25 protein-coding genes, 5 tRNA genes and 1 pseudogene are annotated in these 25,902 nt (G+C 36.9%); 28 read left to right on the plus strand and 3 right to left on the minus strand.

Going from position 1 to position 25,902, the window contains the following annotated elements:
- Positions 1–40 precede the first annotated feature (40 nt).
- From KM885_RS13285 to KM885_RS13325, 9 genes are all read left to right on the plus strand, one after another.
- A tRNA-Val gene (locus tag KM885_RS13285) sits at positions 41–116 on the plus strand.
- Between the two features lies 1 nt (position 117).
- Positions 118–190: transfer RNA gene (locus KM885_RS13290), tRNA-Thr, on the plus strand.
- A 305-nt stretch (positions 191–495) separates the two neighbouring features.
- Positions 496–580, plus strand: a tRNA-Tyr gene (locus tag KM885_RS13295).
- A 10-nt stretch (positions 581–590) separates the two neighbouring features.
- Positions 591–665 (plus strand) — tRNA-Gln (locus KM885_RS13300).
- 3 nt (positions 666–668) lie between these two features.
- Positions 669–744: transfer RNA gene (locus KM885_RS13305), tRNA-Lys, on the plus strand.
- Between the two features lie 378 nt (positions 745–1,122).
- A complete protein-coding gene (locus tag KM885_RS13310; protein ID WP_047184424.1) occupies positions 1,123–2,412 on the plus strand; it encodes a hydroxymethylglutaryl-CoA reductase, degradative in 1,290 nt (429 codons plus the stop codon).
- Positions 2,409–3,371, plus strand: a complete 963-nt coding sequence (gene mvk, locus KM885_RS13315; protein WP_216884145.1) for a mevalonate kinase — start codon at positions 2,409–2,411, stop codon at positions 3,369–3,371. Before KM885_RS13310 ends, mvk begins: the two co-directional genes overlap by 4 nt.
- A gap of 24 nt (positions 3,372–3,395) precedes the next feature.
- Positions 3,396–4,373 (plus strand): diphosphomevalonate decarboxylase, encoded by a 978-nt coding sequence (mvaD, locus tag KM885_RS13320; RefSeq protein WP_216884146.1) that lies wholly within the window; start codon positions 3,396–3,398, stop codon positions 4,371–4,373.
- Between the two features lie 15 nt (positions 4,374–4,388).
- Entirely contained in the window at positions 4,389–5,495 is a 1,107-nt protein-coding gene (locus tag KM885_RS13325) for a phosphomevalonate kinase (protein ID WP_338113682.1), read from the plus strand.
- Between the two features lie 196 nt (positions 5,496–5,691).
- Here the strand turns inward: KM885_RS13325 and KM885_RS13330 are convergent, their stop codons facing one another.
- Positions 5,692–5,841 carry an aspartyl-phosphate phosphatase Spo0E family protein gene (locus KM885_RS13330; protein ID WP_084824027.1) on the minus strand — a complete coding sequence of 50 codons (150 nt, stop codon included), beginning with the start codon at positions 5,839–5,841 and terminating at the stop codon, positions 5,692–5,694.
- 182 nt (positions 5,842–6,023) lie between these two features.
- Between KM885_RS13330 and sigW the strand changes: the two genes are divergently transcribed.
- The 6 genes from sigW (at position 6,024) to glmS (ending at position 13,527) form a co-directional block, all read left to right on the plus strand.
- A complete protein-coding gene (gene sigW / locus KM885_RS13335; protein ID WP_047184421.1) occupies positions 6,024–6,587 on the plus strand; it encodes an RNA polymerase sigma factor SigW in 564 nt (187 codons plus the stop codon).
- A gap of 13 nt (positions 6,588–6,600) precedes the next feature.
- Positions 6,601–7,242: a zf-HC2 domain-containing protein gene (locus KM885_RS13340; RefSeq protein WP_216884148.1), complete on the plus strand. Its 642-nt coding sequence runs from the start codon at positions 6,601–6,603 to the stop codon at positions 7,240–7,242.
- Between the two features lie 388 nt (positions 7,243–7,630).
- The gene (gene cdaA, locus KM885_RS13345) at positions 7,631–8,452 is read left to right on the plus strand and encodes a diadenylate cyclase CdaA (RefSeq protein ID WP_060668893.1); all 822 of its coding nucleotides are present in this window, start codon (positions 7,631–7,633) and stop codon (positions 8,450–8,452) included.
- Positions 8,445–9,671, plus strand: coding sequence for a CdaR family protein (locus tag KM885_RS13350; RefSeq protein WP_060668894.1), 1,227 nt, complete (start codon positions 8,445–8,447; stop codon positions 9,669–9,671). Before cdaA ends, KM885_RS13350 begins: the two co-directional genes overlap by 8 nt.
- A 194-nt stretch (positions 9,672–9,865) precedes the next feature.
- A complete protein-coding gene (gene glmM / locus KM885_RS13355) occupies positions 9,866–11,209 on the plus strand; it encodes a phosphoglucosamine mutase (protein WP_216884149.1) in 1,344 nt (447 codons plus the stop codon).
- Between the two features lie 515 nt (positions 11,210–11,724).
- Positions 11,725–13,527 carry a glutamine--fructose-6-phosphate transaminase (isomerizing) gene (gene glmS / locus KM885_RS13360; protein WP_204798651.1) on the plus strand — a complete coding sequence of 601 codons (1,803 nt, stop codon included), beginning with the start codon at positions 11,725–11,727 and terminating at the stop codon, positions 13,525–13,527.
- Between the two features lie 179 nt (positions 13,528–13,706).
- Here glmS and KM885_RS13365 read toward each other — a convergent pair whose 3' ends face one another.
- Entirely contained in the window at positions 13,707–13,922 is a 216-nt protein-coding gene (locus tag KM885_RS13365) for a hypothetical protein (RefSeq protein WP_047184415.1), read from the minus strand.
- Positions 13,923–14,131: 209 nt separating this feature from the next.
- Between KM885_RS13365 and KM885_RS13370 the strand changes: the two genes are divergently transcribed.
- From KM885_RS13370 to copZ, 13 genes and pseudogenes are all read left to right on the plus strand, one after another.
- Positions 14,132–14,575 carry a hypothetical protein gene (locus KM885_RS13370; RefSeq protein ID WP_216884150.1) on the plus strand — a complete coding sequence of 148 codons (444 nt, stop codon included), beginning with the start codon at positions 14,132–14,134 and terminating at the stop codon, positions 14,573–14,575.
- 19 nt (positions 14,576–14,594) lie between these two features.
- Positions 14,595–14,681 (plus strand): annotated as a pseudogene (locus tag KM885_RS17950) (hypothetical protein); the annotation flags it as partial.
- Between the two features lie 6 nt (positions 14,682–14,687).
- Positions 14,688–15,239: a beta-ketoacyl-[acyl-carrier-protein] synthase family protein gene (locus KM885_RS13375; protein WP_244987024.1), complete on the plus strand. Its 552-nt coding sequence runs from the start codon at positions 14,688–14,690 to the stop codon at positions 15,237–15,239.
- A gap of 30 nt (positions 15,240–15,269) precedes the next feature.
- A complete protein-coding gene (locus tag KM885_RS18135; RefSeq protein WP_256359359.1) occupies positions 15,270–16,073 on the plus strand; it encodes an AMP-binding protein in 804 nt (267 codons plus the stop codon).
- The gene (locus KM885_RS18140; RefSeq protein WP_256359360.1) at positions 15,988–17,004 is read left to right on the plus strand and encodes a class I adenylate-forming enzyme family protein; all 1,017 of its coding nucleotides are present in this window, start codon (positions 15,988–15,990) and stop codon (positions 17,002–17,004) included. The genes KM885_RS18135 and KM885_RS18140 overlap by 86 nt, the downstream gene beginning before the upstream one ends.
- A gap of 271 nt (positions 17,005–17,275) precedes the next feature.
- Positions 17,276–17,599 (plus strand): ArsR/SmtB family transcription factor, encoded by a 324-nt coding sequence (locus KM885_RS13385; RefSeq protein WP_047184414.1) that lies wholly within the window; start codon positions 17,276–17,278, stop codon positions 17,597–17,599.
- 87 nt (positions 17,600–17,686) lie between these two features.
- Complete coding sequence (locus KM885_RS13390) at positions 17,687–18,625, plus strand: cation diffusion facilitator family transporter (RefSeq protein ID WP_060668897.1); 939 nt, start codon at positions 17,687–17,689, stop codon at positions 18,623–18,625.
- Between the two features lie 535 nt (positions 18,626–19,160).
- Positions 19,161–19,292 (plus strand): cation transporter, encoded by a 132-nt coding sequence (locus tag KM885_RS13395; RefSeq protein WP_204798662.1) that lies wholly within the window; start codon positions 19,161–19,163, stop codon positions 19,290–19,292.
- Positions 19,293–19,396: 104 nt separating this feature from the next.
- On the plus strand, positions 19,397–19,573 hold the full coding sequence (locus tag KM885_RS13400; protein WP_204798655.1) for a hypothetical protein: 177 nt from the start codon (positions 19,397–19,399) through the stop codon (positions 19,571–19,573).
- Complete coding sequence (locus KM885_RS13405) at positions 19,563–20,186, plus strand: YdhK family protein (protein WP_216884151.1); 624 nt, start codon at positions 19,563–19,565, stop codon at positions 20,184–20,186. Before KM885_RS13400 ends, KM885_RS13405 begins: the two co-directional genes overlap by 11 nt.
- A 521-nt stretch (positions 20,187–20,707) precedes the next feature.
- A complete protein-coding gene (locus tag KM885_RS13410; protein WP_047184410.1) occupies positions 20,708–21,010 on the plus strand; it encodes a metal-sensing transcriptional repressor in 303 nt (100 codons plus the stop codon).
- A 13-nt stretch (positions 21,011–21,023) separates the two neighbouring features.
- A complete protein-coding gene (locus KM885_RS13415) occupies positions 21,024–23,408 on the plus strand; it encodes a heavy metal translocating P-type ATPase (protein WP_216884152.1) in 2,385 nt (794 codons plus the stop codon).
- Between the two features lie 33 nt (positions 23,409–23,441).
- Entirely contained in the window at positions 23,442–23,648 is a 207-nt protein-coding gene (gene copZ / locus KM885_RS13420) for a copper chaperone CopZ (protein ID WP_047184408.1), read from the plus strand.
- A 409-nt stretch (positions 23,649–24,057) separates the two neighbouring features.
- Here the strand turns inward: copZ and KM885_RS13425 are convergent, their stop codons facing one another.
- Positions 24,058–24,954 carry a M1 family metallopeptidase gene (locus tag KM885_RS13425; RefSeq protein WP_145523882.1) on the minus strand — a complete coding sequence of 299 codons (897 nt, stop codon included), beginning with the start codon at positions 24,952–24,954 and terminating at the stop codon, positions 24,058–24,060.
- Between the last annotated feature and the right edge of the window lie 948 nt (positions 24,955–25,902).

The raw sequence follows: 25,902 nt of genomic DNA on the forward strand, positions 1-25,902 counted from the left end.
AAATTTATTACAACGCATGCACTAACACATCCTGTGTGTCGGAGGATTAGCTCAGCTGGGAGAGCACCTGCCTTACAAGCAGGGGGTCACAGGTTCGAGCCCTGTATCCTCCACCATGCCGGCCTAGCTCAATTGGTAGAGCAACTGACTTGTAATCAGTAGGTTGGGGGTTCAAGTCCTCTGGCCGGCATCATTTATTTAAATGGCTGTTCAAAAGGAGAATGAAAAGGACCGAGGTCGGCTAAGTGCGCAACATCTTGTTGCAACGCCGACATTAGCACGTCGTGTGCGTCGCAGTTCGAGACGGCGTAGCTTTGAGTAGCGGAACGTATGCAATTAATACGTGAGCAGACGCTTTTGCACGCCGGAAAAGTAATTTCTTTTCCAAGGAGCGGAAAAGAAAGCTAACTAGAAACGTCGAAGTGTCATTTTCACCGGACTTTTTGAACAACCTCTAAAAAATAAGTATTATAAATATAGATTGGGTAATAATATGGAGGGGTAGCGAAGTGGCTAAACGCGGCGGACTGTAAATCCGCTCCCTCTGGGTTCGGCAGTTCGAATCTGCCCCCCTCCACCACTAGAATCGTTGGGCCATAGCCAAGCGGTAAGGCATCGGGTTTTGATCCCGTGTACCCTAGGTTCGAATCCTAGTGGCCCAGCCATACGAGCCATTAGCTCAGTCGGTAGAGCATCTGACTTTTAATCAGAGGGTCGAAGGTTCGAATCCTTCATGGCTCACCATGAATTAACCAACAATTACTGAAATATCTTAATATAAACAAGGTCAAGACTATGGCCTTGTTTATTTGCATTTTAAGGTAACTTTTTACATAATGAATAAGATAGTCTTTTTTAACGAAAGGAAGAAAGAATAATTATCTTCTTCAGAATGAGTGCAATTCAGGCAACATTCTCCTAATCATTTAGCGAATGTTAATATAAGAAATATTAAAGGCGAACAAATACTAGTTTTTCTAAGAAAATGATGATAAATTATAGTATGATAAAAAAATAATTTAATTATGAATTTACCTATGCATGTTATAATAAATAGAAGAAATCTTTGAATCATTTTACACTGGTTTATTTGAATTTTTGTATATAAAAAGGATGATAAGTATGGATACTTCCAGAATTCCAGGATTTTATAATATGACTGTTCAAGAGCGGCTTGAAGTTTTGAGTAGGTTGCATGGACTTCAGGATGAAGATATTGAAAATTTAATAATTGATTCGTCATTAGATGTGGGTACAGCGGATAAGATGATTGAGAATGTTATCGGAACCTTTGAATTGCCGTTAGGCTTAGGGTTGAACTTCTTGATTAACGGTAAGGAATACGTAATTCCTATGGCTATTGAAGAGGCATCCGTAGTAGCTTCAGCAAGTCATATTGCAAAAATCGTGAGAAACGCTGGAGGATTTACTACGGAGTCGACCGAAAGAGTGATGATAGGCCAGATTCAAGTTGTAGGATGTTCAGACTTCATATTAGCAAAAGAAGAAATACTTCAAAATAAATCGGTTTTATTAGAAGCTGCGAATAATGCCTATCCAAGCATTGTTTCGAGAGGTGGAGGCGCAGAGGATCTTGACGTTAGAATTTTAAATGAGGGTTCTGACTCAGTTTATAGTCAAATGCTTATCATCCACCTTTACATTAATACATGTGATGCAATGGGAGCTAATATGATTAATACAATGGTTGAATCCATTGCACCGCTTGTTGAAGAAATAACTAAAGGCAAAGTATATTTGCGAATTTTATCGAATTATGCAGATAGATGTCTTGCGAAAGCACGTTGTGTCATATCTCCAGAATTATTACAGACAGGAGATTTTTCTGGAGAAGAAGTACGCGACGGAGTAATTCATGCTTATCAATTTGCAGCATCGGATCCTTATCGGGCTGTAACACATAATAAAGGAATTATGAACGGTATTGATCCAATTGTTATCGCAACCGGAAATGACTGGAGAGCGGTAGAAGCAGGCGCTCATGCGTATGCAGCAAGAAATGGCCAGTATAGTTCTATGACTAATTGGTTTAAAGATGAAAATGGGAATTTAGTAGGCGAATTGGAATTACCAATGTCGGTTGGCACGGTTGGAGGGGCTACACGTGTTCATCCTCTAGCTAAATTTTCATTAGATTTATTAGGGGTAAAATCGGCTAAAGAGCTAGCGGAAGTTATTGTAGCTGTAGGATTAGCCCAAAATCTTGGTGCGCTCAAAGCCCTAGCAACAGATGGTATTCAAAAAGGACATATGGCATTGCACTCCCGCTCTGTTGCAATTGCGGCAGGAGCTACAGGGGAGATGATTGATATTATTGCTCAAGAATTAATTAAAGAAAAGCAAATCCGTGTTGGAAAAGCTAAAGAATTGGTGGAACAATATAAAAAATGAGTGCAGAAAAAGTAACAATAACAGAAAAGACGGCTATTGGTGTAGCTCATAGTAAATTAATATTAATCGGGGAGCATGCGGTTGTACACGGACAACCCGCTATTGCGATTCCTTTTCCATTAATAGGTGTTGAAACAGTTATTGAGCAGGTTTCAGGCTCTATTAAAATAGATAGTGCTTTTTATCACGGCCCGATGGTTCACGCCCCTGAATCATTACAAGGGATTGTTAGATGTGTAAATAGAACGTTAGACTATTTAGACATACCTAAACAAGACTTATTAATCCGTATTAGCTCTTCTATCCCTCCTGGAAAGGGCTTAGGCTCTAGTGCTTCAGTAGCCATTTCAATTGTTCGTTCCTTATTTGCTTTTGCGAATCGAACGTATTCTGAAGATGAGCTTTTGGAGCTAGCTAATATTGCAGAAACCTTTGCACATGGTCAGCCAAGTGGTATTGATACTTTGACAATCACGTCAAGGTCACCAGTATGGTTTGAGAAAGACTTTCCAATCGAGTATCTCGATTTAAAAGAAGATTACTATTTTGTTGTTGCAGATTCAGGGCGGGTAGGCGATACTCGGTTATCTGTTGAGTCTGTTGCACGCTTGCTTAAATCAACTCCTAAAAGAATACAACGTAAATTGGAAAAGATCGGTGAATTAACTCATCAAGCAAAAAGTGCCTTAGAAAAAGCAGGAAAACACATTTTAGGTGGGTTACTTGATGAAGCTCAACGCGAATTAGAAGCTTTAGGGGTTAGTGATGCAGGATTAAATCGATTAATTAATTTTGCTCGGCAAGAAGGGGCCTTGGGAGCAAAATTAACTGGCGGAGGAAATGGCGGCTGTATTATTGCCTTAGCAAGAAATGAGGTTCATTCAAGACAGCTTGCTGAAAAGCTAAGGAAATACGGTGCACATGCCGTATGGCCATTTGTATTAAAAAAACAGAATTAATATAGGTTAAAGAGGAGATATAAAATGAAGGCTACAGCAAAGGCGCATACGAATATTGCTCTGATAAAATATTGGGGAAAAAGAAACGAAGAATTAATTTTGCCAACAAATAGTAGCTTATCTATCACATTAGATGGCTTTTATACAACTACTTCTGTAGCCTTTGATGAAGATCTTTCTGAAGATATATTCGTGCTTAATAATGAAGTGATTACCGGGGAAGCGTATCGTCGCGTTTCCCGGTTTCTCCATTTAATTAGAGAGACAGCAGGGAAACAGAATTTGTATGCAAGAGTAAATTCCGTTAATGAGGTACCTACAGCCGCAGGATTTGCCTCATCTGCTTCTGGTTTTGCAGCTTTAGCTGCTGCAGGAACTCGTGCTTTAGGATTGGATTTAACCCATGAGGATTTATCTCGAATAACTAGACAAGGGTCTGGCTCTGCTTGCCGCTCCATATATGGCGGGTTTGTGGAATGGAATATGGGAGAAAGAGAAGATGGTACGGATTCCCAAGCTATTCAAATACAAACAGAAAATCATTGGGATGTGCGTGTAGCTGCTGTTGAATTGAATTCTAAAATGAAAAAGATTTCCAGTAGAGCAGGGATGAAACGTACAGTGGAGACCTCGGCATTCTACTCTGGTTGGTTAGATAGTATTCCGAACGACTTAAAGGAAATTAAAGCAGGTATCGCAACAAAGGATTTCGAAAAAGTAGGCGCTGTTGCGGAGGCCAATTGTTTAAAAATGCATGCAACAACGTTAGGAGCGACTCCGCCATTCACGTATTGGCATGACTCTACAATGAGAGTAATGCAGACGGTACAGGAAATGCGGGAAAAAGGTATACCAGCATATTTTACCATTGATGCGGGACCAAATGTTAAAGTACTCTATTTACCAGAAAATGAAGAACAAGTAGAGAAGATCTTGAAAGATATTCCTGACGTTCAAAATGTAACTTTAAGTAAAATAGGACCTGGAGTAACCTATCTGTAGGGGTTGAATATATTGGTGAACAAATCTATATCCATTAAGACGCCTGGGAAATTAATGATTGCTGGCGAATATGCAGTATTACATCCTTCTGAGCATCTGGCTGTATTAGCTGTAAATCGTTTTGTTTATGCTGACATCAAGAAATCGGCTGAAAGTAGTTTGACATTATCAGATTTTCAGTTGGAAAACATTAAGTTTACGATTGAGAATAAAAAAGTAAGCATTCATACGGATAATCCGCGTATCAGTTTTGTTCAGAAAGCGATGACTATAGCAAGTACATATTTGCAAGAAAAGGGAGTAGCTTTATCACCCTTCCAACTAACGATACGTAGTGAACTTGATGATAAATCTGGGATTAAATATGGATTAGGATCAAGTGCAGCGGTTGTAACATCTGTTATAACTGCAATGTTAAAATTGTTTCTACCAGAAGAGCCTAGTAAGGATCTTATTTTTAGATTGGCGGCATTGTCCCATGTTATTGCGCAGAAGAATGGTTCTGGAGCTGATGTTGCAGCCTCAACATATGGGGGAATATTAAATTACGCTTCATTTCAAGCGGAATGGCTATTAGAAGAATATAATAAGTCTCTATCTATATCATCATTATTAGAAAGAGATTGGACTTATTTTTCTGTTGAACCATTAGAAATACCAGAACATATATATTTCTGTGTTGGTTGGACGGGAAAAGCTGCTTCTACCGCTGAACTAGTAGATAAAGTTTTACAATTAAAATTAGAAAAACCAAAACTCTTTGAGGAATTTCTCGAAAATAGCAGAGCGGCTGTTCGTACACTTTTTATGGGGTTGAAGCAATCGGACGAATCACTACTCTATAAAGGTGTAAAGGAAAATAGAAAAGCACTTGCTAAACTAGGACGGGATGCTAATGCACCTATTGAAACTCCTATGTTAGCAAAATTATGTGATTTAGCGGAAGAACTTGGTGGTGCTGGAAAACCATCAGGAGCTGGTGGCGGTGACTGCGGTATTGCTTTTATGCCGACAAAGAAAAAAGCGGAACAACTACTAAAGGTTTGGGAAGAGAATGGGATCAAGCCATTAAGCATAAAACCAAATCATAGTGGTGCTACAGAGATAAAGAATAATAGCTAGAAAAAAACACCTGATTATTCCAAATTGGAAAATCAGGTGTTTTACATATACAAACGTCTAAAACAATCCAGTTACGATAGGCGCCATTTTATTTTTAAACAACCTCGGTCCTTTTCAACCTTCTTTTTGAACACGCACTTTAATATATAAAAATTGTATGCTTTTAGTTATGATAGTAAGTTCTTGGTGAGAAGCATTATATAAGTTTTTGATATAGATTAATTAATTCATCAAGCTTCATACTAGAAGAAACAACAGCCTCGGAAGTGAAATCATGATTATTACTTAATAAAATCATTTCTTTTCGACATTTTTCAATTTTTTCTAATAAAATATATTTTGTCACCAAAACTTACCTCCTATCTAGTATACTATATTATGAAAATACCCCAATAAAAGCAAACTTAAACTAAGTGAAACTATGACATTTTTTTGTGTCTATATTAAATAATTATTTTATTAAAAAAGGAAACCTTATGTATAACCTGTTCGTAATATAAATACCGCAAAATAAGCGGAGGTACGTTAATGGAACAATTAATTAGAGAAAAAATTAAACGAGTTAAAAAAGGTGATCAAGCAGCATATAGCATGATAGTTGATTTCTACCAGGATAGAATCTATCAACATTGCTTTAGAATGCTTGGTAACAAACATGAGGCGGAAGACATCGCTCAAGAGGCATTTATTCGCGCTTATATTAATATTGATTCATTTGATGAAAACAGGAAATTTTCAACATGGTTATATAGAATAGCTACTAATTTAACGATTGATCGAATCAGAAAGCGTAAACCAGATTATTACCTTGATGCAGAAATTAAAGGGGCAGAAGGTTTGACGATGTATTCCCAGCTTTCTTCTAATGATCCTCTACCAAGTGAAGAAGTAGAAAGTTCAGAATTAAACCATTATATTCATCAAGAGATTTCTGAATTACCACCGAAGTATCGTAGTATTATAATTCTTCGTTACTTAGAAGAGTTTTCCCTTCAAGAGATTGCAAGTATTTTGGATATTCCAATTGGAACGGTTAAGACTAGGATTCACCGAGGAAGGGAAGCTTTGAGAAAAAGGCTTCGTCACGTGTAAAGGAGTGTAACCTATGGAGATTCATAAGGAAAAGATTATACTTATGCACCAGTATTTAGATGGAGAAATAGATAAAATAAAAGAAATGGAACTATTTACTCATATTGAAAAGTGTGAGGCTTGTAGAAATCACTTCGAAGAGTTAACACAAAGTATTAGTATGATACAAAGTGCGGAAAATATTCAGGCGCCATCTGGATTTACGAATAATGTTATGCGTAAACTACCTAAAGAAAAGAAACGTATTAAATACAAACGATGGTTTCAAACACATCCTATTTTAACAGCTGCAGCAATTTTCTTTATTTTAATGCTTAGCGGTGTATTTTCACAATGGAATCAAGATAACGAATTAGTCGTATCTAAACAGGAAGACCTCATTGTTCAGGGTGATACTGTGATTGTGCCAGAAGATGTTGTCGTAGATGAAGACCTAGTTATTCAAAATGGGGACTTGTTAGTGATGGGTGTTGTTGATGGGGATGTAACAATCATTAATGGAAAGTTAATTAATGAAAAATCAATAAATGGGAAGCTAATGGCTTCTGCGGGCGAAGTTAATGGAGAGCTACAAATTGTAGATAGAGTTTTTGAATGGTTGTGGTTTCAAGTAAAGACCTTATTTAAAAATGTTTTTGCATTTTCAGCAGGGTAAGTTAGAATTAGCTCTTTGATACTGCATAACTGCAATTAAAGGCATTTGCCCATATTCCAGCAGTTTTTTCTAATAGTGCGTGTTCGAGGAGGAAGTGTCATTTTACCTTGACTTTTGAACAACCTTTAATAATTAGATAGATGAATCGTTCTAAAATTCACATATTGCTTTCTATCTATAGGAATATTTTGTTATAATAACAGCATGTTTAAAAATTAAATTGTTAATTTTACTAAACTTTTTTGGCAGGAAAGGATAGAAGTCTATCCAGTCTGGGGCTTCGATTACTCGCCCCATCGTGAAGATTTGCATAAGTGCAACTACGGCATTCGCCTAAGCCAAAGCGAATGCTAAGTTTTCTAATAAAGTGAAAAAGGATGTGTGCCGCATGCTTGATGGGGGATTGGATTTTCTCGATCTACTTAGATTAGGCGTAGATATTACTCTCGTCTGGTATGTATTATATAAATTAATGATGTTAATACGGGGTACGAAAGCAATCCAACTCCTAAAGGGGATAGCTGTCGTATTACTTGTATGGGCGATAAGTAATGTCTTTAATTTACAAACATTACAATGGCTGACAAACCAGGCAATTATTTGGGGTTTTCTTGCAATTATTATTCTCTTTCAACCCGAACTTAGAAGGGCTTTAGAACAATTAGGAAGAGGTAATTTGTTTTCCAGAAGTTCAAAATCAGAAGAGGAGATTATTGCTAAAAATATAGAATCTATCGTTGAATCTTGTAAGTATATGGCGAAACGAAGAATAGGTGCTTTGATAACGATAGAAGGCGAGACTGGAATTGGTGAATATATGGAAACTGGAATTTTGGTAGGTGGTAATTTAACACACCAATTATTAACCAATATTTTCACACCAAACACCCCTTTACATGATGGTGCAGTAATTATTAAAGATGGGAAAATTATGTCAGCTGCATGTTATCTTCCGTTATCCGAAAGTCCATTTATCTCAAAAGAGTTAGGAACTAGGCACCGTGCCGCTATGGGGATAAGTGAGGTAACAGATGCTTTAACTGTTGTGGTATCAGAAGAAACAGGTGCCATTTCATGTACAAAAAATGGTGAATTGCATAGAGATATTAATGAAGAAACATTAAAACAAATGCTTAATGCCCATCTGTCATACATTGAAGAAGCCTCCAACAAGAAGATTAAGAATCGGAGGGAAGATGTAAATGGATAATTGGTTTAAAAGCAAATGGTTTGTTCGTTTAGTTTCATTGTCCTTTGCTGTCATATTATACATCTTTGTAAATACTACCGTTAATTCTACCCATACGGATTCTGCTGTTTCAAAGAGTAATACAGAAACCCAAACGCTAGATGATGTTCCTGTAGAAATTAGGATGGATAATGACAATTATGTTGTAAGTGGTGTACCAGAATTTGTGACGGTATCTTTAGAAGGCCCACCAAATTATTTACGTCCTATTGTTTTACAACGAAACTTTGAAGTATTTGTTGATTTGGAAGGATTGGAAGAAGGAGAACATACTGTAGAAATTCAACATGATGTTTCCAATCAATTAAAAATGACTATTGAGCCAAGTGAAATTGATGTTTATATTGAAGAAAAGGCAGAGAAGAATTTTGAGGTCTCCGTAGACTTTGTTAATCAAGACAAATTACCAGCTGGTTATGAACTTGGTGACTATACGATTAATCCTTCAGAAGTAACAATAACAAGTTCGCGTAATATTATTGAACGTATTGGAGTAGTGAAAGTATTTGTCGATGTTGCTGGAGTTAAAGAGCCTATAGAAAACCAAGAACTTCCTGTAAATATATATGACGTACAGGGTAACGTTCTTAATGCTAATGTTACTCCAGAGAAGGTTAAAGTATCGACGGAAGTAAATCATCCAAGTAAAAAGGTGAAATTAGATATTAAAACAAAAGGTGAACTACCTGAAGGATATTCACTAATTTCATTGAAGCCCAAAATAGAAGAAGTGGAAGTTTTTGCAACAAGTGATATACTTGCAGGCATGGAGTCTATTTCCACAGAAGAGATTGACCTGTCCCAAATTAAAGAGACAGGGGTAATTAAGGTCGGACTTGCTTTACCCGAAGGTGTAGTTGTTCCCGGAAAGGATACAATTGAAGTAGGTGTAGAGCTAGAACAAACAAAAACATTAGAGGATGTTCCTGTTCATGTTGATGGAATAGATGGACAAGCTGTAGAATTTTTAAAACCTAAAGATAAAAAGATGGACGTCACGTTAGTAGGAAATGAAGCAGAAGTTGGTGGAATTACGAAGGACGATATTCGATTATATGCTAATGGATCTGGTTTAAACAAAGGGCAGCATAATTTGCCGGTGGAAATAGAGATGAAGGCTAAATCTGATGATATTTCTATTTCGACCGAACTGGAAAAAATTCAGGTTGATATTGAATAGTCTGGTTATAACCCTAATTAGTGTGTATTCAAGAAGGATGAAAAAGACCAATGTCGGCTAATTGCGCAACGTCCTGGGACTCCGATTACTCGTTCCACCGTAAAGATTTGTTGCAACGGCGAAGTGTCATTTTCACCAGACTTTTTGAATAACCCCTATTAACACCTGAATTGGAAATAAAGGAGAGGTAAGACATGGGAAAATATTTTGGGACAGATGGGGTAAGAGGTATAGCAAATAAAGAGCTTACTCCAGAATTAGCTTTTAAATTAGGCCGTGCTGGTGGCTATGTACTAACACAGCAAACTGAAAAACCGAAAGTAGTAATAGGTCGTGATACAAGAATTTCCGGTACCATGTTAGAAAATGCGCTAATTTCTGGACTTCTTTCCATTGGAGCGGAAGTGATGAGGCTGGGGGTTATCTCAACCCCGGGAGTAGCTTATCTAACTAAAGCGTTAAGCGCACATGCGGGAGTCATGATTTCCGCATCTCATAATCCTGTTGAAGATAACGGAATTAAGTTCTTTGGCCCAGATGGGTTTAAACTAAGTGACGAGCAAGAAGAGCAAATTGAAGAAATTATTGATGGAGAGGATAAGCTTCCTCGCCCAATAGGAGGAGATATTGGGATAATCAATGATTACTTTGAAGGTGGTCAAAAATATCTATCCTTCTTAAAAGATACGATTGATAACGACTTTGAAGGAATAACCATTGCAGTTGATTGTGCTCATGGTGCAACTTCTAGCCTTGCAACACACTTATTTGCAGATCTAGAGGCAGAAATCTATTCTATCGGCTCTAGTCCAAACGGTTTAAACATTAACGATGGAGTGGGGTCTACACACCCTGAGAAGCTTCAAGAATTTGTCCAGGAAAAAGGCGCTGACATTGGCTTAGCTTTTGATGGTGATGGTGATCGTTTAATAGCTGTAGATGAAAAAGGAAATATTGTAGATGGCGACCAAATTATGTATATTTGTAGTAAATTTTTAAATGAACGCGGCCTTTTACGCCATAATACAGTCGTTTCAACCGTTATGAGTAATATCGGATTTTATAAAGCTCTTGATGAAAATGGAATTAAAAGTAGTAAAACTGCTGTGGGAGACCGTTATGTCATGGAAGAAATGCGTAAAGGCGGTTATAATCTTGGCGGAGAACAGTCTGGTCATATCATTTTCCTAAATTACATAACAACAGGTGACGGAATGCTTTCTGCCCTTCAGCTTGTTAATGTAATGAAGGAAACCGGAAAAGCCTTATCAGAGCTTGCGGCAGAAATGACAATTTATCCTCAGGTTTTGAAAAATGTGAAAGTAACCAATAAGGAAGAAGCATTGAACAACTCACAAATTCTTAAAGAAGTAGAAGCAGTGGAGCACGAATTAGGTGAAAACGGCCGTGTTCTTGTACGTCCATCTGGAACAGAACCATTAATCCGTGTCATGGTAGAAGCTTCAACGGAAGAAGAATGTGAAAAATACGTAGACCGTATTGTAAAAATAGTAGAGGATTTATTTGGTCTTAAATAAAATAAGAAAACTGCTCCAAGAAAAGCTGGAGCAGTTTTTTTATTTTATCTGATAAAACATTATATAGAAAATCAAAATTACCTAACATGTTCACAAGAAAGACATATTATACATAAATTAATATGATCTACTCGAAGCTTTTTATTGACCGAAGGCGTTTTCATTGGGTAGAATAAATTAAGTCTAAAGCTGATTTAATATAGAATATGTTTTAGGCTTATTTCTATATGGAAAGGAGCATAGTAGTTACTTTATTTTAAAGCGCCAGGACTATTTTCCGGACGACAGGGGAAAATAGTTGACGAGGTGGAGGTTATCGAAGTTTCGGCGGATGCCTCCCGATTGCACATCTCAATCGTTTAGCTTTGTTCCAAAAACAATAAGGCGACTTATTGCACAAAGGAATGATGCAAGATGACTATGAAAAAAATACGAGAAAGGGGCAGAAAAGCGCCCCAAGGATTAATATTAATAAGTATAACGTTTGTCTGCCCCTATCATAGGAGGACAATGAAATGTGCGGAATTGTAGGTTATATAGGAAATAATGATTCAAAGAATGTTTTATTACACGGATTAGAAAAATTAGAATATCGTGGCTATGACTCAGCAGGTATTGCTGTTTTGAATGAAGAGGGCGTTCATCTTACGAAAGTTAAAGGTCGTATTGCTAAATTGAAAGAAAGTGTGGATGACTCCGTACAAGCAACGATGGGGATTGGTCATACTCGTTGGGCAACACATGGAATCCCAAGTATAACAAATGCACATCCACATCAAAGTACATCAGGTAAATTCACAATTGTACACAATGGTGTAATTGAAAATTATCAAGACTTAAAGAGAGAATATTTAAGTGATGTTACATTCCTAAGTGAAACAGATACAGAAGTTATCGTTCAATTAATCGATAAATTTTATCAAGAACATCAAGACACACTTACAGCTTTTCGTAAAGCGATGGAACTTTTAAAAGGTTCTTATGCAATCGGAATGATTGATGTCGATGATACGGAAACACTATATGTTTCTAAAAATAAGAGTCCATTATTGATCGGTTTAGGTGATGGATTTAATGTCATTGCGAGTGATGCAATGGCTACACTTAAAGAAACCAATCAATATCTTGAAATTAATGATAAAGAAATTGTATTAGTTACACGTAATCATGTGCAAATTCAAAAACTAGATGGTACAGTTGTGGAACGTGAACCGTATACGGCACAAATTGATGCAAGTGATATAGAAAAGGGAACCTACCCACACTATATGTTAAAAGAAATTGATGAACAGCCAATTGTTATTCGGAATATTATTAAGGAATATCAAGATGAAAATAACGAACTAAAACTTAATAATGATATTCGTAATGCAATGAAGAAAGCAGATCGAATTTATATTATAGCAGCAGGAACGAGCTATCATGCAGGATTAGTTGGTAAGGAGCTATTGGAAAAACTAGCTAGCATTCCAACCGAGGTCCATGTTGCAAGTGAGTTTTCTTATAATATGCCATTGCTTTCTGAAAAACCTTTATTTATTTTCCTCTCACAAAGTGGTGAGACAGCAGATAGCCGTGCTGTATTAGTAAAAATTAAAGAACTAGGATACCCAGCACTAACGATTACAAATGTGCCAGGTTCCACCCTTTCTCGTGAAGCTGATTATACACTACAGCTATATGCTGGCCCAGAAATTGCTGTTGCTTCAACTAAAGCATATACTGCTCAAATTGCTGTACTTGCTATTTTGGCAACAGACACAGCAGCTGTTAAAGGAAAAGAAATAGAAATAGATTTGATTAAAGAGTTAGCAATTGTTTCTAGTGCGATGGAAGTTTTAACAGATGAGAAAGAAGAAATTGAACGTTTAGCTGCAGAGTATTTACCAACAACTCGCAATGCCTTTTTCATCGGAAGAAGCGGAGATTATAATGTTTCTTTAGAAGGTGCACTTAAATTAAAAGAAATCTCCTACATTCAGGCGGAAGGCTTTGCTGGTGGAGAGCTTAAACATGGAACCATTGCTTTAATTGAAGAGGGAACTCCAGTTATTGCAGTTACCACGCATGAAAATGTAAACTATTCTATTCGTGGTAATGTTCAAGAAGTAGTAGCTCGTGGTGCGAATGTTTTAATAGTTAGTATGAAAGGTTTAGAAGAAGACACAGATGCTTTTGTCTTGCCAAAAGTTCATGAACTTCTAACTCCATTAGTAAGCATCATACCTTTACAATTATTGGCATACTACGCAGCATTACATCGTGACTGTGATGTAGATAAGCCAAGAAACCTTGCGAAAAGTGTAACAGTAGAATAAATTAATTTTAGAGGATACTTGTGGTTGTCCCTATAAAAAATTAACGTTCCTTAAATAAAATTAATGTTCCCAATCCGAGGGTCTTTCCGGTGTTTTCCCGGCAGACCTTTGGATTTTTTTACGCAAAATTCGTTGGGGGCCCAATCATAATCCAATATCAATTTGCTTTTCAATTGAATTTACGATATTTCATTCTTCAATAATTGCCTAATAGATAAACTTGTTTCTTCTAAATATTCCTCTGATGATTTGCTGCTATTCTCTTTCCAATCTAATGAAGCTCCGTAAATCATCCAACTTAATATAGTTGCAAGCACCCTTAACTTATCATCACTTTGATTTTGATATTTTTTTGCTAGTGAATGCAAGATGATTTGTTCAAGCTCCTTTTTCATTATGGCTTCATACTGGTACATATCCCCGAGACTAAAGAACCGTTTTAGGAAAAGTACCATACTATTGCTGGGAATGATTGGATGTGTTTTGTATAATTTTTATGGACTACATTACAGCAACAATCCAAACCTTATGGAGGTAACGCTGCGTGAAATATAAATTTGCAATCATTGTGATACTTACAACGCTGATTTTAGGAGGATGCAATATGAGTAATGGAAAAGAGTCCCTCTCCCCTTCTGAGATGGATCCGAATGATTTACCTAATGTGCCGGCATTTCAAGATGAATACACAAGAGAATATATGCAGTCTACTGACCAAGTTAAAAGTGGCTACTACCCATTGATTTCAAAGACAAATAGTTTCACTCTTCATTTCCCTGAAGATATGGTTATTGATGATACAAGTAACGCACAGCCAGACGAACTATATGAATCCCTCATATTCCATTATGAAGACAATGATATAGCAGCGATGGATGAATTCACCATTCACTATATCAGCCCTGTATCTGACATTGAATGGAGTAAAGATTATATGAACAGAAGAGCCGGCCAGGAACTAAATTTCGAAAAACTAGAAGCGGATTATGAGAATCAGTACATTGAATTAACAGAAATTAAACTATATTCTTGCTGGAGGGGTAGATAGCCTTTGGTCCAATGTATTTCTGTCTGGGTTAGGAGATGCAGGGGCACTAGCAACGAAAGGGCCGGAAGACTTTTCGACATGGTCTCGTCCGTTCGATAAAGAGCGGAAAGGAATGGTAATGGGAAAAGGGGCAGGTTTGTTTGTCCTAGAACCATTAGAACGTGCCAAGGCAAGAGGGGCGCATATTTATGCAATACTAAAAGGTTACGGGGCTTCCAATGATGCTTATCATGATACGTCACCAGACCCTGAAGGAACCAGTGCCGCATTGGCAATTGAGCGAGCGCTTCGTTCGTCAGGATTAACTCCTACTGATATTGATTATATTAATGCACATGCGACGTCAACACCAGCTGGAGATATTGCAGAAACGAAGGCATTAAGACTTATCTTCGGGGAAAAGCTTGATGAAATACCTGTCAGCTCCATTAAAGGAAGTGTAGGTCATTTACTTGGTGCAGCGGGAGCTATTGAGAGTATTGCGTGCATAAGAGCACTAGAAACAGGGATACTTCCTGCAACACTTCATTCTAATATTCGTGATGAACAAGCACCGTTAGATATCATTCCAAATAAGAGCCGCAAGCAGCGTATTACAACAGCGATGAGTAATTCATTTGGCTTTGGTGGTCAAAATGGAATTCTTATTTGGCAAGCTCCTTAATGAATGAAATGATGAATGGAGAGATAGAAGATGCTAGAAACTTGTTTAAGTGTAGAGCAAAGAAGAGAGGCTTTAAAATCGGCTTATCCTAAATGGGAGAAACGGACAATTGCAGCCCACTTTGAGAGGCAATGTCAGCATTATCGGGATTATCCGCTGATTATGATGCCAGAATATACGGTGACATACGAAGAGATTTGGAAAAGGTCACGACGTTATGCCAAAGCAATGATTCATCTAGGTGTACAGCCGGATGATCATGTCGCTATCTTAATGGAAAATGATCCAGATTACATCGCCTTATTTATTGCTTCTTCGATGATTGGAGCTATTGTTGTTCCGTTGAATACACAGCTCCAAAAGGAAGAGTTGACCTATATGCTTCGTCAATCGGATACAAACTGGCTTTTCTTACATCAAGTTGCGAATAAGCAAGAACATGCGGAATCATTAAAAAGCGTAATTGCAACCCTCCAGGGGGATGCGGAAAGTCCTTTTAAACAGGCTGTTTGTATTCCAATGAAGAAGGAAGAAGCTCCAGCAATTTACCAAGATTGGAATCATTTTGTAAAGGGAGCCGAAGCGGTAGAGAATGCGGTTGTTGATCAACGTATGCAGGAAACAAATGATCCCGATTCCTGTGCTGCGATTATTTATACGTCAGGATCTACTGGCTTACCAAAAGGTGTGATGCTTACTGATGATATGATGCTGCGTTCCGGATTCGCGACTTGTTGTACAAGAGCTTATGAGACAGGAAGGGAATTTATGCACCGTTGCCGATGTATCATGTTTATTTTCTACAAGAAGGTTTATTTGCAGCCTCCTTTTTAGGTGGAGGGATGGTTACCTGTCAAGCCTTTCAGCCACTGCAATCATTGGAATTGATGAAAAATACAAAGTTCATGATTTTCTGGCGGTTCCTTCGATGCTGGTAGCTTTATTGAATCGACCAGAAATTAAAAATACTAAACTGAATCATCTCTATGCGTTGTTATGTTGTGCCGCTCCATCACCAGTTCCTCTTTGGAAACGTGCAGTAGAAGAGCTGGAAGTGACAGAGATTGGTACAGGCTGTGGAGGAACAGAAGCATCCTCTACAACAATGCTGACAGAAATCGGTGATCCTTTAGAAATTATATCGACAACTGTTGGAAAGGTGAAAACAGCAGGAGTGGCTGGGGATCCAGATTTTGGAGATAAAAGTGTAACATACAAGGTCATTGATCCAGATTCTGGGGAAACCTTACCAAGCGGCTCCGTTGGTGAGTTAGCAGTTCGAGGCAACGTTGTAACAAAAGGCTATTATAAAAAACCAGAGGAAACAGCTTTTGCTATTGATGAAGAAGGCTATATTCGTAGCGGTGATTTGGGAACCATTGATGAGAATGGCTATATCCGGTTATTAGGAAGAAGTAAAGACCTCTACAAGGTATCTGGAGAAACCGTAGCTCCAAAAGAGGTAGAGGACGTTATATCAATGCATCCTGCTGTCAATCAAGTATATATTGTTGGTGTACCGGATAAGTTAACAACAGAAACTGGTGCAGCGTTCATTGAATTAAAAGAAGGGGAAAGCTGCTCGAAGCAAGAAATCAGAAACCTGTGCCGGGAACGTGTAGCCCGTTTTAAAATACCGAGACATATTTGGTTTGTGGAGGCCTCCGAATGGCCACTGACGGGAACCGGGAAAATTCAAAAGTTTAAATTACAGGCGATTGCAGAAGAAAGATTGAAAAAAGTAAAACAGACTGGAACAAAATAAACTTGTTTCAGTCTGGGTTCGAATAATAATCGAATATAGAAACGTATCTAAAGACTTCGTGGCTATAGTTAATACACAACAAGCAATAAAACGTCTTGATTTTATTATGTATGGCCGCGTTAATATAATGAAATTACCCAACCTGGATTTTTTGAGACTTTAACTGTATATCATTGTACCATAAATGTATATATGTTAATATATTCATATAAGGATAATCAATTTATAATTATATTCTGTATGAGATGATGCAAGGGGGTTAGGGAATAAAATGGAGGAATTTGGAAATGAAAATGGTCTTACTCAAGATTTAGATAGCGAAACAATATTTATCGTATCACAAACTTTTAAAGCATTAGGGGATCCTACAAGAATCCGAATTCTTAATTTACTTTTTAAAAAGGAATGTTCTGTAAACGAAATTGCAGATACTTTAGATATCCGACAATCTACCGTATCTCATCAATTACGGTTTTTGAAGAACTTACGGCTTGTGAAATACCGCCGCGAAGGAACAACACTTTACTATTCCCACGATGATGCTCACGTTATGCTTATTTTGCAACAAATGATAGACCACGCTTGTCACAGTTAGTTTTGACATTTATATAATTAAGTAAGTGGCAAGCGATGTAAAATATATTGTTATATGCATATATATAAATATAAGGGGGGACTTATAATGGGACATGACCATGGACATGATCATACACATGGCGCAAATAAAAAAGTGCTATTAATATCATTTTTAATCATTACCGTTTATATGATTGTTGAAGCGATAGGGGGCTACTTAACAAATAGTCTTGCCCTTTTAGCAGATGCTGGTCACATGCTAAGTGACGCTATTTCATTAGGGATTGCATTAATTGCGTTTAAATTAGGAGAAAAGGTAGCGAGTAAAAGTAAGACATTTGGCTACAAACGATTTGAGATTTTAGCTTCTGTATTAAATGGTGTGACGTTAATTGCTATTGCTTTGTTTATTTTCTATGAAGCAATTGGGCGCTTCGCAAATCCGCCTGAAGTCGCAACAACAGGAATGTTAACTATCAGTATCATTGGCCTAGCTGTTAATGTTCTTGCTGCGTGGATTATGGTACGTGGCGCAGATGTAGAGGAAAACTTAAACATGCGTGGGGCTTATTTACATGTAATAAGCGATATGCTCGGATCTGTCGGAGCGATTATTGCTGCACTGCTTATCATGTTCTTCGGCTGGGGTTGGGCGGATCCACTTGCGAGTGTCATTGTCGCCATTCTTGTATTAAGAAGTGGTTACCATGTGTCTAAAGCAGCGATTCATGTTCTCATGGAAGGAACACCAGAAAATGTTGATGTTAATGATGTTATTCAAACCATTGAAGAAGTAAACGGGATTCAGAGCATTCATGATTTACATGTTTGGACAATTACTAGTGGACTAAATGCACTTTCCTGCCATGCTGTGGTCGATGATCAGCTAACGATTGCAGAAAGTGAGAATGTGTTACGCAAGATTGAACACGACCTTGAACATTTAGGGATTATGCATGTAACGATTCAACTAGAGACAGAGGCGCATAAACATGACAACTCAATTCTTTGCAAAATAAAAAACGAACCGTCACATCATCACTAAGAATCATGGTTAAATGTAAAAGGATGATTGCTAAAGTGGCAAACGAATAGCCTATATCCCTCCTGAGCGAGCAGTAAGACTCCCACCTCAAGCGTCTTGGGAACAAAGAAGGTAGGTGGAAGATCAACTGCCTGTTGTAAAGATCCGATAAGAGCGACTAACCAACAGTGGTGGATCAGGGAACCCCCCACTGTTGAAAGTCTTCTTTATGAAATAAATAAAAGCCAATTTCTCGTTATTTTAGCTAGAAATTAGGCTTTTTTTATGCTGTATTTCTTTAAAGTCGTGACTGCAGTTTCATGACAGAATCAAATGTCTGCCCTGCAATATGTGTTGCATTCCGTTTACCGGTTACTGTTGGAAATTCACATTAACACATATGTTATAGAACGGTTAGAGAAATGGAATCTAGAAAACATTTCAGAATTAGTGATAACTATCTCGAGGATAATGAAATAAATTTTTCATTTGACAATACCCAATGGGGGTATGTTAACATTAAGGCAAATAAAAAAGGAGGTAATGCAAATAGCAAATAAAACACGGTGTAGAAAGCGTAAAAGTTCATTTGCAAGATGGGAAAGTAGACGTAACCTTTGATCCAAAAAAGGTGGACTTGAAAGATATTACAGAAGTTATTGAAGAACAAGGCTACGATGTTGCATAAGTAGGGTGGTCGAGCTTCTGTAGCATATTCTCTTTTTTAAAAAAATATACCCTTGACCGGTATGTGAATAATAATGGACCTGAGCTTTTTTAGGTATTTTGTGTATGCTGTTGGTTATCCTAGTTTATGGAATAATTACTGGGAATAATCCACTTCAAAGTGGGGAATTAGAAGTAAATAACCAACATGAATATTCAGAAGTTCAAAAGGAGGAAGTCTTAGAATCTGATCGCTGTAACATTAAATTCACTCGAGTGGAGGATAGGGATAATGAAAAATAAAAAAATATTAATTGGATTTGTTTCTTTAATGCTAGCTTTTGTTTTAACGGCTTGTGCAGGAAATGATGAAACGACACCTAAAGATAATAAAGGTACAGAAAGTGAGTCAAATGAAAACATGGATTTGAATGAAGAAGCTTCTGATTCCGCGGAAGAGGGAATGGATCACTTAGAGATGAATCATTCAAGTTCAGGTGAAGTTCCGGAAGATTTAAAAGTTGCAGAGAACGCAACTTATCCAGTTGGAAGTGAAGCCGTTATGCATGCAAATCACATGAAAGGAATGGATGGTGCCACAGCAACCATTACAGGTGCATTTGAGACAACGGTTTATGCTGTTTCCTACACCCCAACAACTGGTGGAGAGCCTGTAGAGAACCATAAATGGGTTATTCATGAAGAAATTGAAAATGCTGGAGAAAAACCATTTGAAGTTGGCGATGAAGTGGTATTAAATGCGGATCATATGGAAGGAATGGATGGCGCTACAGCTACGATTGACTCAGCAGAACCAACAACCATTTACATGGTGAGCTACACGGATACAGAGACTGGTAAGGAAGTGGAAAATCATAAATGGGTAACGGAGGCAGAACTTTCACCGGTAGAATAAATTAAGCTAAGGGATGTTTGTACTCGCACAATGCGTGATGGACCTTTTAGTATTGTTCAGCGGCGTTCTGTGAGTAGATATATCCCTCTAAAAAATTATACCCTACAATTGCTGCCTATTCACAAATGGGTAAAAAAAGAGAGATATTTTTTTAATTCTGGAAGAGGGTCGGCAAGGATCATTTTATAAGTTAATATAAAGTTCTTTAAGTAGTTGAGTGCTGATATTTCGAGCACGCGTCCCGATTTCCGAGCATGAGTACTGATATCCTGGTGCTTTACTGGCACTTCTGTTTACTCGCTCACCTCAACAGAGAAAATGAATCGTCTAAAGTGATATAAATACAACTCATATTTACTTGTATAGTTAATAAGAATGTGGATAATTTTAAGAACGTACAGTAAAAGAAGCCTCAGGATTTTATTCAACGGGCCTGGTCTTAATATTTCCAAGGTATTTTTATTGACAAATATACCATATGGGGGTATAGTATAAGTATAAAAGAAAAGGAAGTGATTCATTTGGAAAAATTCTTACATGATCATCCAAGTAAACCAAGATCACAAGATGAAAAACAAAAAGTTATTAATCGTTTAAAACGAATAGAAGGTCAAGTTCGTGGAATACAGAAAATGGTGGAAGATGATCGCTATTGTATGGATATTTTAGTACAAATAAGTGCCATTCAATCCGCCTTAAAAAATGTAGGTTTCGCTGTCACTGAACGACATATCAACCATTGTGTTAGTGATGCGATCAAACAAGGGGAAGGTAAAGAAGCCATTGATGAATTGATGGGAGTATTAAAACAGTTTTCTAAGTAAGGGGGGATCTATGATGAGTGAAACAAATCATGCAACACTTGGGGTAACAGGAATGACTTGTGCTGCATGTTCCAACCGGATTGAAAAAACTTTAAATAAAATGGACGGTGTGGATGCCCAGGTTAATTTAACGACAGAAAAGGCAACTGTAGAATATGATCCTGATAAAACATCTATAGAAGATATTACGAAGAAAATCGAAAATGTCGGCTATGGTGTTTTAATGGAAAATGCTGAATTAGATGTGTTTGGAATGACCTGTGCAGCTTGTTCGAACCGAATTGAAAAGGTATTGAATAAGCAAGAAGGAGTAAAGCACGCAACGGTTAACTTAACAACAGAAACTGCATCGATTGAATATAATCCAGGGCTCACAGATGTCAAAGCATTGATTGAAAAAATCAAAAATGTGGGTTATGATGCGAAGCCTAAAGCGGAAGCAGCTGAAAAGCAAACGCATAAAGAAAAGGAACTAAAGCATCAGAAAACGAAATTAATCATTTCAGCCGTATTAGCTGCACCGCTATTAGTAACCATGTTGGTTCATTTATTTAATATGACCATACCAGATATATTCATGAATCCGTGGTTCCAATTTGCTTTAGCAACATCTGTTCAATTTATCATCGGTTGGCAATTTTATGTTGGTGCCTATAAGAACCTTCGTAATGGTGGAGCCAACATGGATGTGCTTGTTGCACTAGGTACGAGTGCTGCTTATTTCTATAGTTTATACGAAGCATTCAAAACCATTGGCAACCCTGAATATATGCCGCATTTATACTTTGAAACGAGTGCTGTATTAATTACGTTAATTTTATTTGGTAAATATTTGGAAGCAAGAGCAAAAAGCCAGACAACGAATGCACTATCTTCTTTACTTAATTTACAAGCAAAAGAGGCACGCGTTATAAGAAATGGCGAGGAAATCATGATTCCAGTGGATGAAGTGGTCGTTGGTGATCGACTAGTTGTAAAACCAGGAGAAAAGATACCTGTAGACGGTATAGTTGTAAAGGGAAGAACATCTGTGGATGAGTCAATGATTACAGGGGAGTCCATTCCGATTGAAAAAGAAGTAGACGCTGGCTTAATCGGTTCAACGATAAACAAAAATGGTTCGATTGAAATGGAAGCTACAAAAGTTGGGAAAGATACTGCCCTGGCATCCATTGTTAAAGTTGTGGAAGAAGCTCAAGGATCTAAAGCACCGATTCAACGATTGGCTGATGTCATTTCAGGCTATTTCGTACCAATCGTTGTAGGGATTGCCATTCTTACATTTATCGTATGGATAGCCTTTGTCCAACCTGGTCAATTTGAATCTGCCTTAGTTGCAGCAATTGCTGTACTTGTTATTGCCTGTCCATGTGCGTTAGGTTTAGCAACACCAACTTCCATCATGGTAGGGACAGGAAGGGCTGCGGAGAGTGGCATCTTGTTTAAAGGTGGAGAACATTTAGAAAGAACGCATCAGTTAAATGCCATTGTTCTAGATAAAACAGGAACCATTACAAAAGGGAAACCCGAAGTAACGGACTTTACTGGTGATGAGGAAACACTACAATTGTTAGCTAGTGCGGAAAAAGGATCAGAACACCCACTTGCAGGGGCTATCGTGGCATATGCAACAGAGAAGAATATGGACTTTGTAGAAGTGGATGAATTTGATGCGATACCTGGCCATGGTATTGAAGCTAAGATTTCTGGAAAACAAGTTCTCGTTGGAAATCGAAAACTAATGAATGATTACCAAATTGATATGAAAGGTAATGAAGAGGAATTAGTTGAATTTGAAACGAATGGTAAAACAGCAATGTTGATAGCCATTGATGGGAAATATCGTGGTATTGTTGCGGTTGCTGATACCATTAAAGAAACAGCACCACAAGCAATTAGAGAGTTAAAGGAACAAGGTTTAGAAGTTATCATGTTAACAGGGGATAACGAAAGAACAGCTCAAGCAATTGCAAAACAAGTAGGAATCGATCAAGTGATTGCCGGGGTGTTACCTGAAGAAAAAGCAGATAAGGTCAAAGAAATTCAAGATAAGGGTAAAAAGGTAGCAATGGTTGGTGACGGTGTGAACGATGCACCTGCACTAGTGACTGCAGATATCGGAATTGCCATTGGAACTGGTACAGAAGTGGCTATAGAAGCTGCTGACTTGACGATTCTTGGTGGAGAATTGTTACTCATACCGAAAGCTATTAGAATCAGTCATGCAACCATTCGAAATATCCGTCAAAACCTTTTCTGGGCTTTCGGATACAATACAGCAGGAATCCCGGTTGCAGCAATTGGACTACTTGCCCCATGGATTGCTGGTGCAGCCATGGCATTAAGTTCCGTAAGTGTTGTTTCTAACTCCCTTCGCTTAAAACGTGTGAAATTATAAGGCGGAACTCCCTTTTAAAGGAGGTGAAAAGTAATGGAAAAAACATTAAATGTGCAAGGTATGACATGTGGTCATTGCAAAATGTCTGTTGAAGGTGCATTAAAAAAATTAGATGGCGTATCAGCAGCTGAAGTTAATTTAGAAGCTGGCAAAGTAGATGTTACTTTTGACGAATCAAAAGTAAATGTGGATGCCATGAAAGAAGCTATTGAAGAACAAGGCTATGATGTTGAAGCCTAAATATAAGAAGGAACAGCTGGTTTTCTGTTTGGAAAATCAGCTGTTTTTTTGGTTTAAAAGCTGTAAATAAAGCTTGCTCAATATGTTTTTTACCGTACTTTTTAGGCCTTATGAGTCAAGTTATGACACCCTCTCGTGCTTTGTTATTACAACAATAATAAAACGGTGTCAATACTCTTGAGTTATGAAACTAAAACCAATGTCAAAAATTGATTGACTTGCCACTATAGAACGTTATTTTGTGCCGTAAGTAAATATAAATACCCAATTTCCCAGCTTTAAAATTGAGAAATTGGGTTTTGCCGTTACTCAAGAAAAGCGCCCCTTAATGAAATAACGTGACTAGTGTTTTTAAACAACTTTATTGTCATGCAACAAAAAAGTCTGTTTGTTAGAATTTGGTATAGAACTATTCTTCTAGTAGTAAAAATTCCTTAAATATATTATCATCTTTCATATTTAGGTAATATTTTATATATCTTACAAATTCTTGAGTATCTACATCTTTATATTTATAAACATTATAGTAATTTTTCAGAAACTCTTCAGCCCCTACTCTCCCATCATTTTTAGTTAATATGTCCCAAAGATAGGTTGTTGATTTACCGTAAATATAATTACTTTGACTATCTATATCATATTTATCTAATGGTAAATTTACTGGTAAAGGAAAATCCTTAAACAATTCTACATCTAATGAAATTTCCTCGTTTCGGTAATCTGCATGAAATAAAAGTGTAGCCAACTCTGTAATACCTTCATCTAACCAGGCATCGTTATAAGGATCATTACTAACAACACCATAAAACCATTGGTGGGCAATTTCATGAACTACTATAGATTTTATTAAACTAGGATTAGTAGAACCTTTATTATAAATAGAACCTACTGTTATAATTCCGGGATATTCCATTCCTGATTGATCTACTATGATATCCAATTGTCCATGTGGATAAGGGCCAATTTTCTCTTCAAAATAATTTAGGGCTTCACTTGATATATCTCCTACTTCTTTATGTAATTTTTTATTATTGTCAATACCAAATACCCTTATATTAATATTATTAATCTCTTTTTCAATAACATTAGGATCCTTCAAGATTGCAATGAAAAAATCCTTTACGTTGTTAGCTTCTAATTGACCTTTACTTGGACTAGTAACTAATTCATTATCGCTTGTGGATACTAGGGTTAAATTTTCTGGAATTTCATAATTTATCCGATAATCACTAAAAGCAGTATGATATGTTTCTCCTTTGGAAATATAGTCCTCCTTATTCCATCCATCTTTGTATGTTGCTACCATTGGGTACCATTGTGCTAAATAGTAGTTTTGGTAAACCTTAGGGCTTCCTCCGGTAGTGTAAACATATAACTAATTTCAACTACTACTGTTTTATTGGGGTAAAGTTTTTCACTTAAAGGGACTGTTAAAGTGTCTTTATCAAGGCTAAAATTCATTGTTTTACTATCAACAATAATATTATCGATTTTTACTGTTGCGTTTTGTTTTAAAGTTGGTGAATTTTTTTCGGTGAAAATATTAGGGATAAAATAGAATACCAACTCATTCCATTTATCATCAGATATATTTTTATATAACTAGTAGATGTAACATTAAAAATCCCTTCTGAATTCATGGTTAAAGTAATATCATAATTGGTTTCGCTGCCAAATGATGAATTCTTTGGTAAAAAGTCTCCCCTGTCTTGTTTTGAGGATGGAGGTTGATTTGATAAATTTAAGGCATGACTTTTTATTAACCAAACAGTTCCGATAAATAATATTATCATTAATAACACATATATTAATTTAAATCCTTTACTAATTTTCCTCACCTCATAAACGAAATAGCTTAAGAAACTCTCTTTGAAAATAATTGATTAGATAAAAGAATACCAAAATCATCTTTATGATTTACTAATCCTTTTTCAACATTTCTCTCCTTGAGGGATAATAATATAGTTTATTCTCTTAAAATTAAGAAAACCCTCTTTATTTTCAAAAGTAGTTTTATATTTACAAAAAATTACTTTACGCTACTTATGAAATACAAAAAGACTTGGATAATATTAAATCCAAGTCTTTCAAATTTACTTCCCTATGTTACGTAATCAAGATTGGGAAATTGAAATAATTAAATAGCTATATATATATATTTGTGAGTTAATAGAAAATTGGATCTACGTCAAGTTTTTGGACACAAAAAGATTAAGTTTTTTTGCACAACAACCATTCATGGATTGTTCCACGT

Source organism: Oceanobacillus caeni, assembly GCF_019037185.1.
GTDB classification, from domain to species: domain Bacteria; phylum Bacillota; class Bacilli; order Bacillales; family Amphibacillaceae; genus Oceanobacillus; species Oceanobacillus caeni.

Coding starts and splice junctions, on each gene's coding strand:
- KM885_RS13370 (WP_216884150.1), top strand. CDS start 14,132: ATGAGTAATGGAAAAGAGTCCCTCTCCCCTTCTGAGATGGATCCGAAT.
- KM885_RS18135 (WP_256359359.1), top strand. CDS start 15,270: ATGCTAGAAACTTGTTTAAGTGTAGAGCAAAGAAGAGAGGCTTTAAAA.
- KM885_RS13375 (WP_244987024.1), top strand. CDS start 14,688: ATGGTAATGGGAAAAGGGGCAGGTTTGTTTGTCCTAGAACCATTAGAA.
- KM885_RS13340 (WP_216884148.1), top strand. CDS start 6,601: ATGGAGATTCATAAGGAAAAGATTATACTTATGCACCAGTATTTAGAT.
- KM885_RS13390 (WP_060668897.1), top strand. CDS start 17,687: ATGGGACATGACCATGGACATGATCATACACATGGCGCAAATAAAAAA.
- sigW (WP_047184421.1), top strand. CDS start 6,024: ATGGAACAATTAATTAGAGAAAAAATTAAACGAGTTAAAAAAGGTGAT.
- KM885_RS13415 (WP_216884152.1), top strand. CDS start 21,024: ATGAGTGAAACAAATCATGCAACACTTGGGGTAACAGGAATGACTTGT.
- KM885_RS13365 (WP_047184415.1), bottom strand. CDS start 13,922: ATGAAAAAGGAGCTTGAACAAATCATCTTGCATTCACTAGCAAAAAAA.
- KM885_RS13400 (WP_204798655.1), top strand. CDS start 19,397: ATGCTGTTGGTTATCCTAGTTTATGGAATAATTACTGGGAATAATCCA.
- mvaD (WP_216884146.1), top strand. CDS start 3,396: ATGAAGGCTACAGCAAAGGCGCATACGAATATTGCTCTGATAAAATAT.
- KM885_RS13310 (WP_047184424.1), top strand. CDS start 1,123: ATGGATACTTCCAGAATTCCAGGATTTTATAATATGACTGTTCAAGAG.
- KM885_RS13385 (WP_047184414.1), top strand. CDS start 17,276: ATGGAGGAATTTGGAAATGAAAATGGTCTTACTCAAGATTTAGATAGC.
- glmM (WP_216884149.1), top strand. CDS start 9,866: ATGGGAAAATATTTTGGGACAGATGGGGTAAGAGGTATAGCAAATAAA.
- mvk (WP_216884145.1), top strand. CDS start 2,409: ATGAGTGCAGAAAAAGTAACAATAACAGAAAAGACGGCTATTGGTGTA.
- cdaA (WP_060668893.1), top strand. CDS start 7,631: ATGCTTGATGGGGGATTGGATTTTCTCGATCTACTTAGATTAGGCGTA.
- KM885_RS13405 (WP_216884151.1), top strand. CDS start 19,563: ATGAAAAATAAAAAAATATTAATTGGATTTGTTTCTTTAATGCTAGCT.
- KM885_RS13425 (WP_145523882.1), bottom strand. CDS start 24,954: ATGGTAGCAACATACAAAGATGGATGGAATAAGGAGGACTATATTTCC.
- KM885_RS13350 (WP_060668894.1), top strand. CDS start 8,445: ATGGATAATTGGTTTAAAAGCAAATGGTTTGTTCGTTTAGTTTCATTG.
- KM885_RS18140 (WP_256359360.1), top strand. CDS start 15,988: ATGAGACAGGAAGGGAATTTATGCACCGTTGCCGATGTATCATGTTTA.
- glmS (WP_204798651.1), top strand. CDS start 11,725: ATGTGCGGAATTGTAGGTTATATAGGAAATAATGATTCAAAGAATGTT.
- copZ (WP_047184408.1), top strand. CDS start 23,442: ATGGAAAAAACATTAAATGTGCAAGGTATGACATGTGGTCATTGCAAA.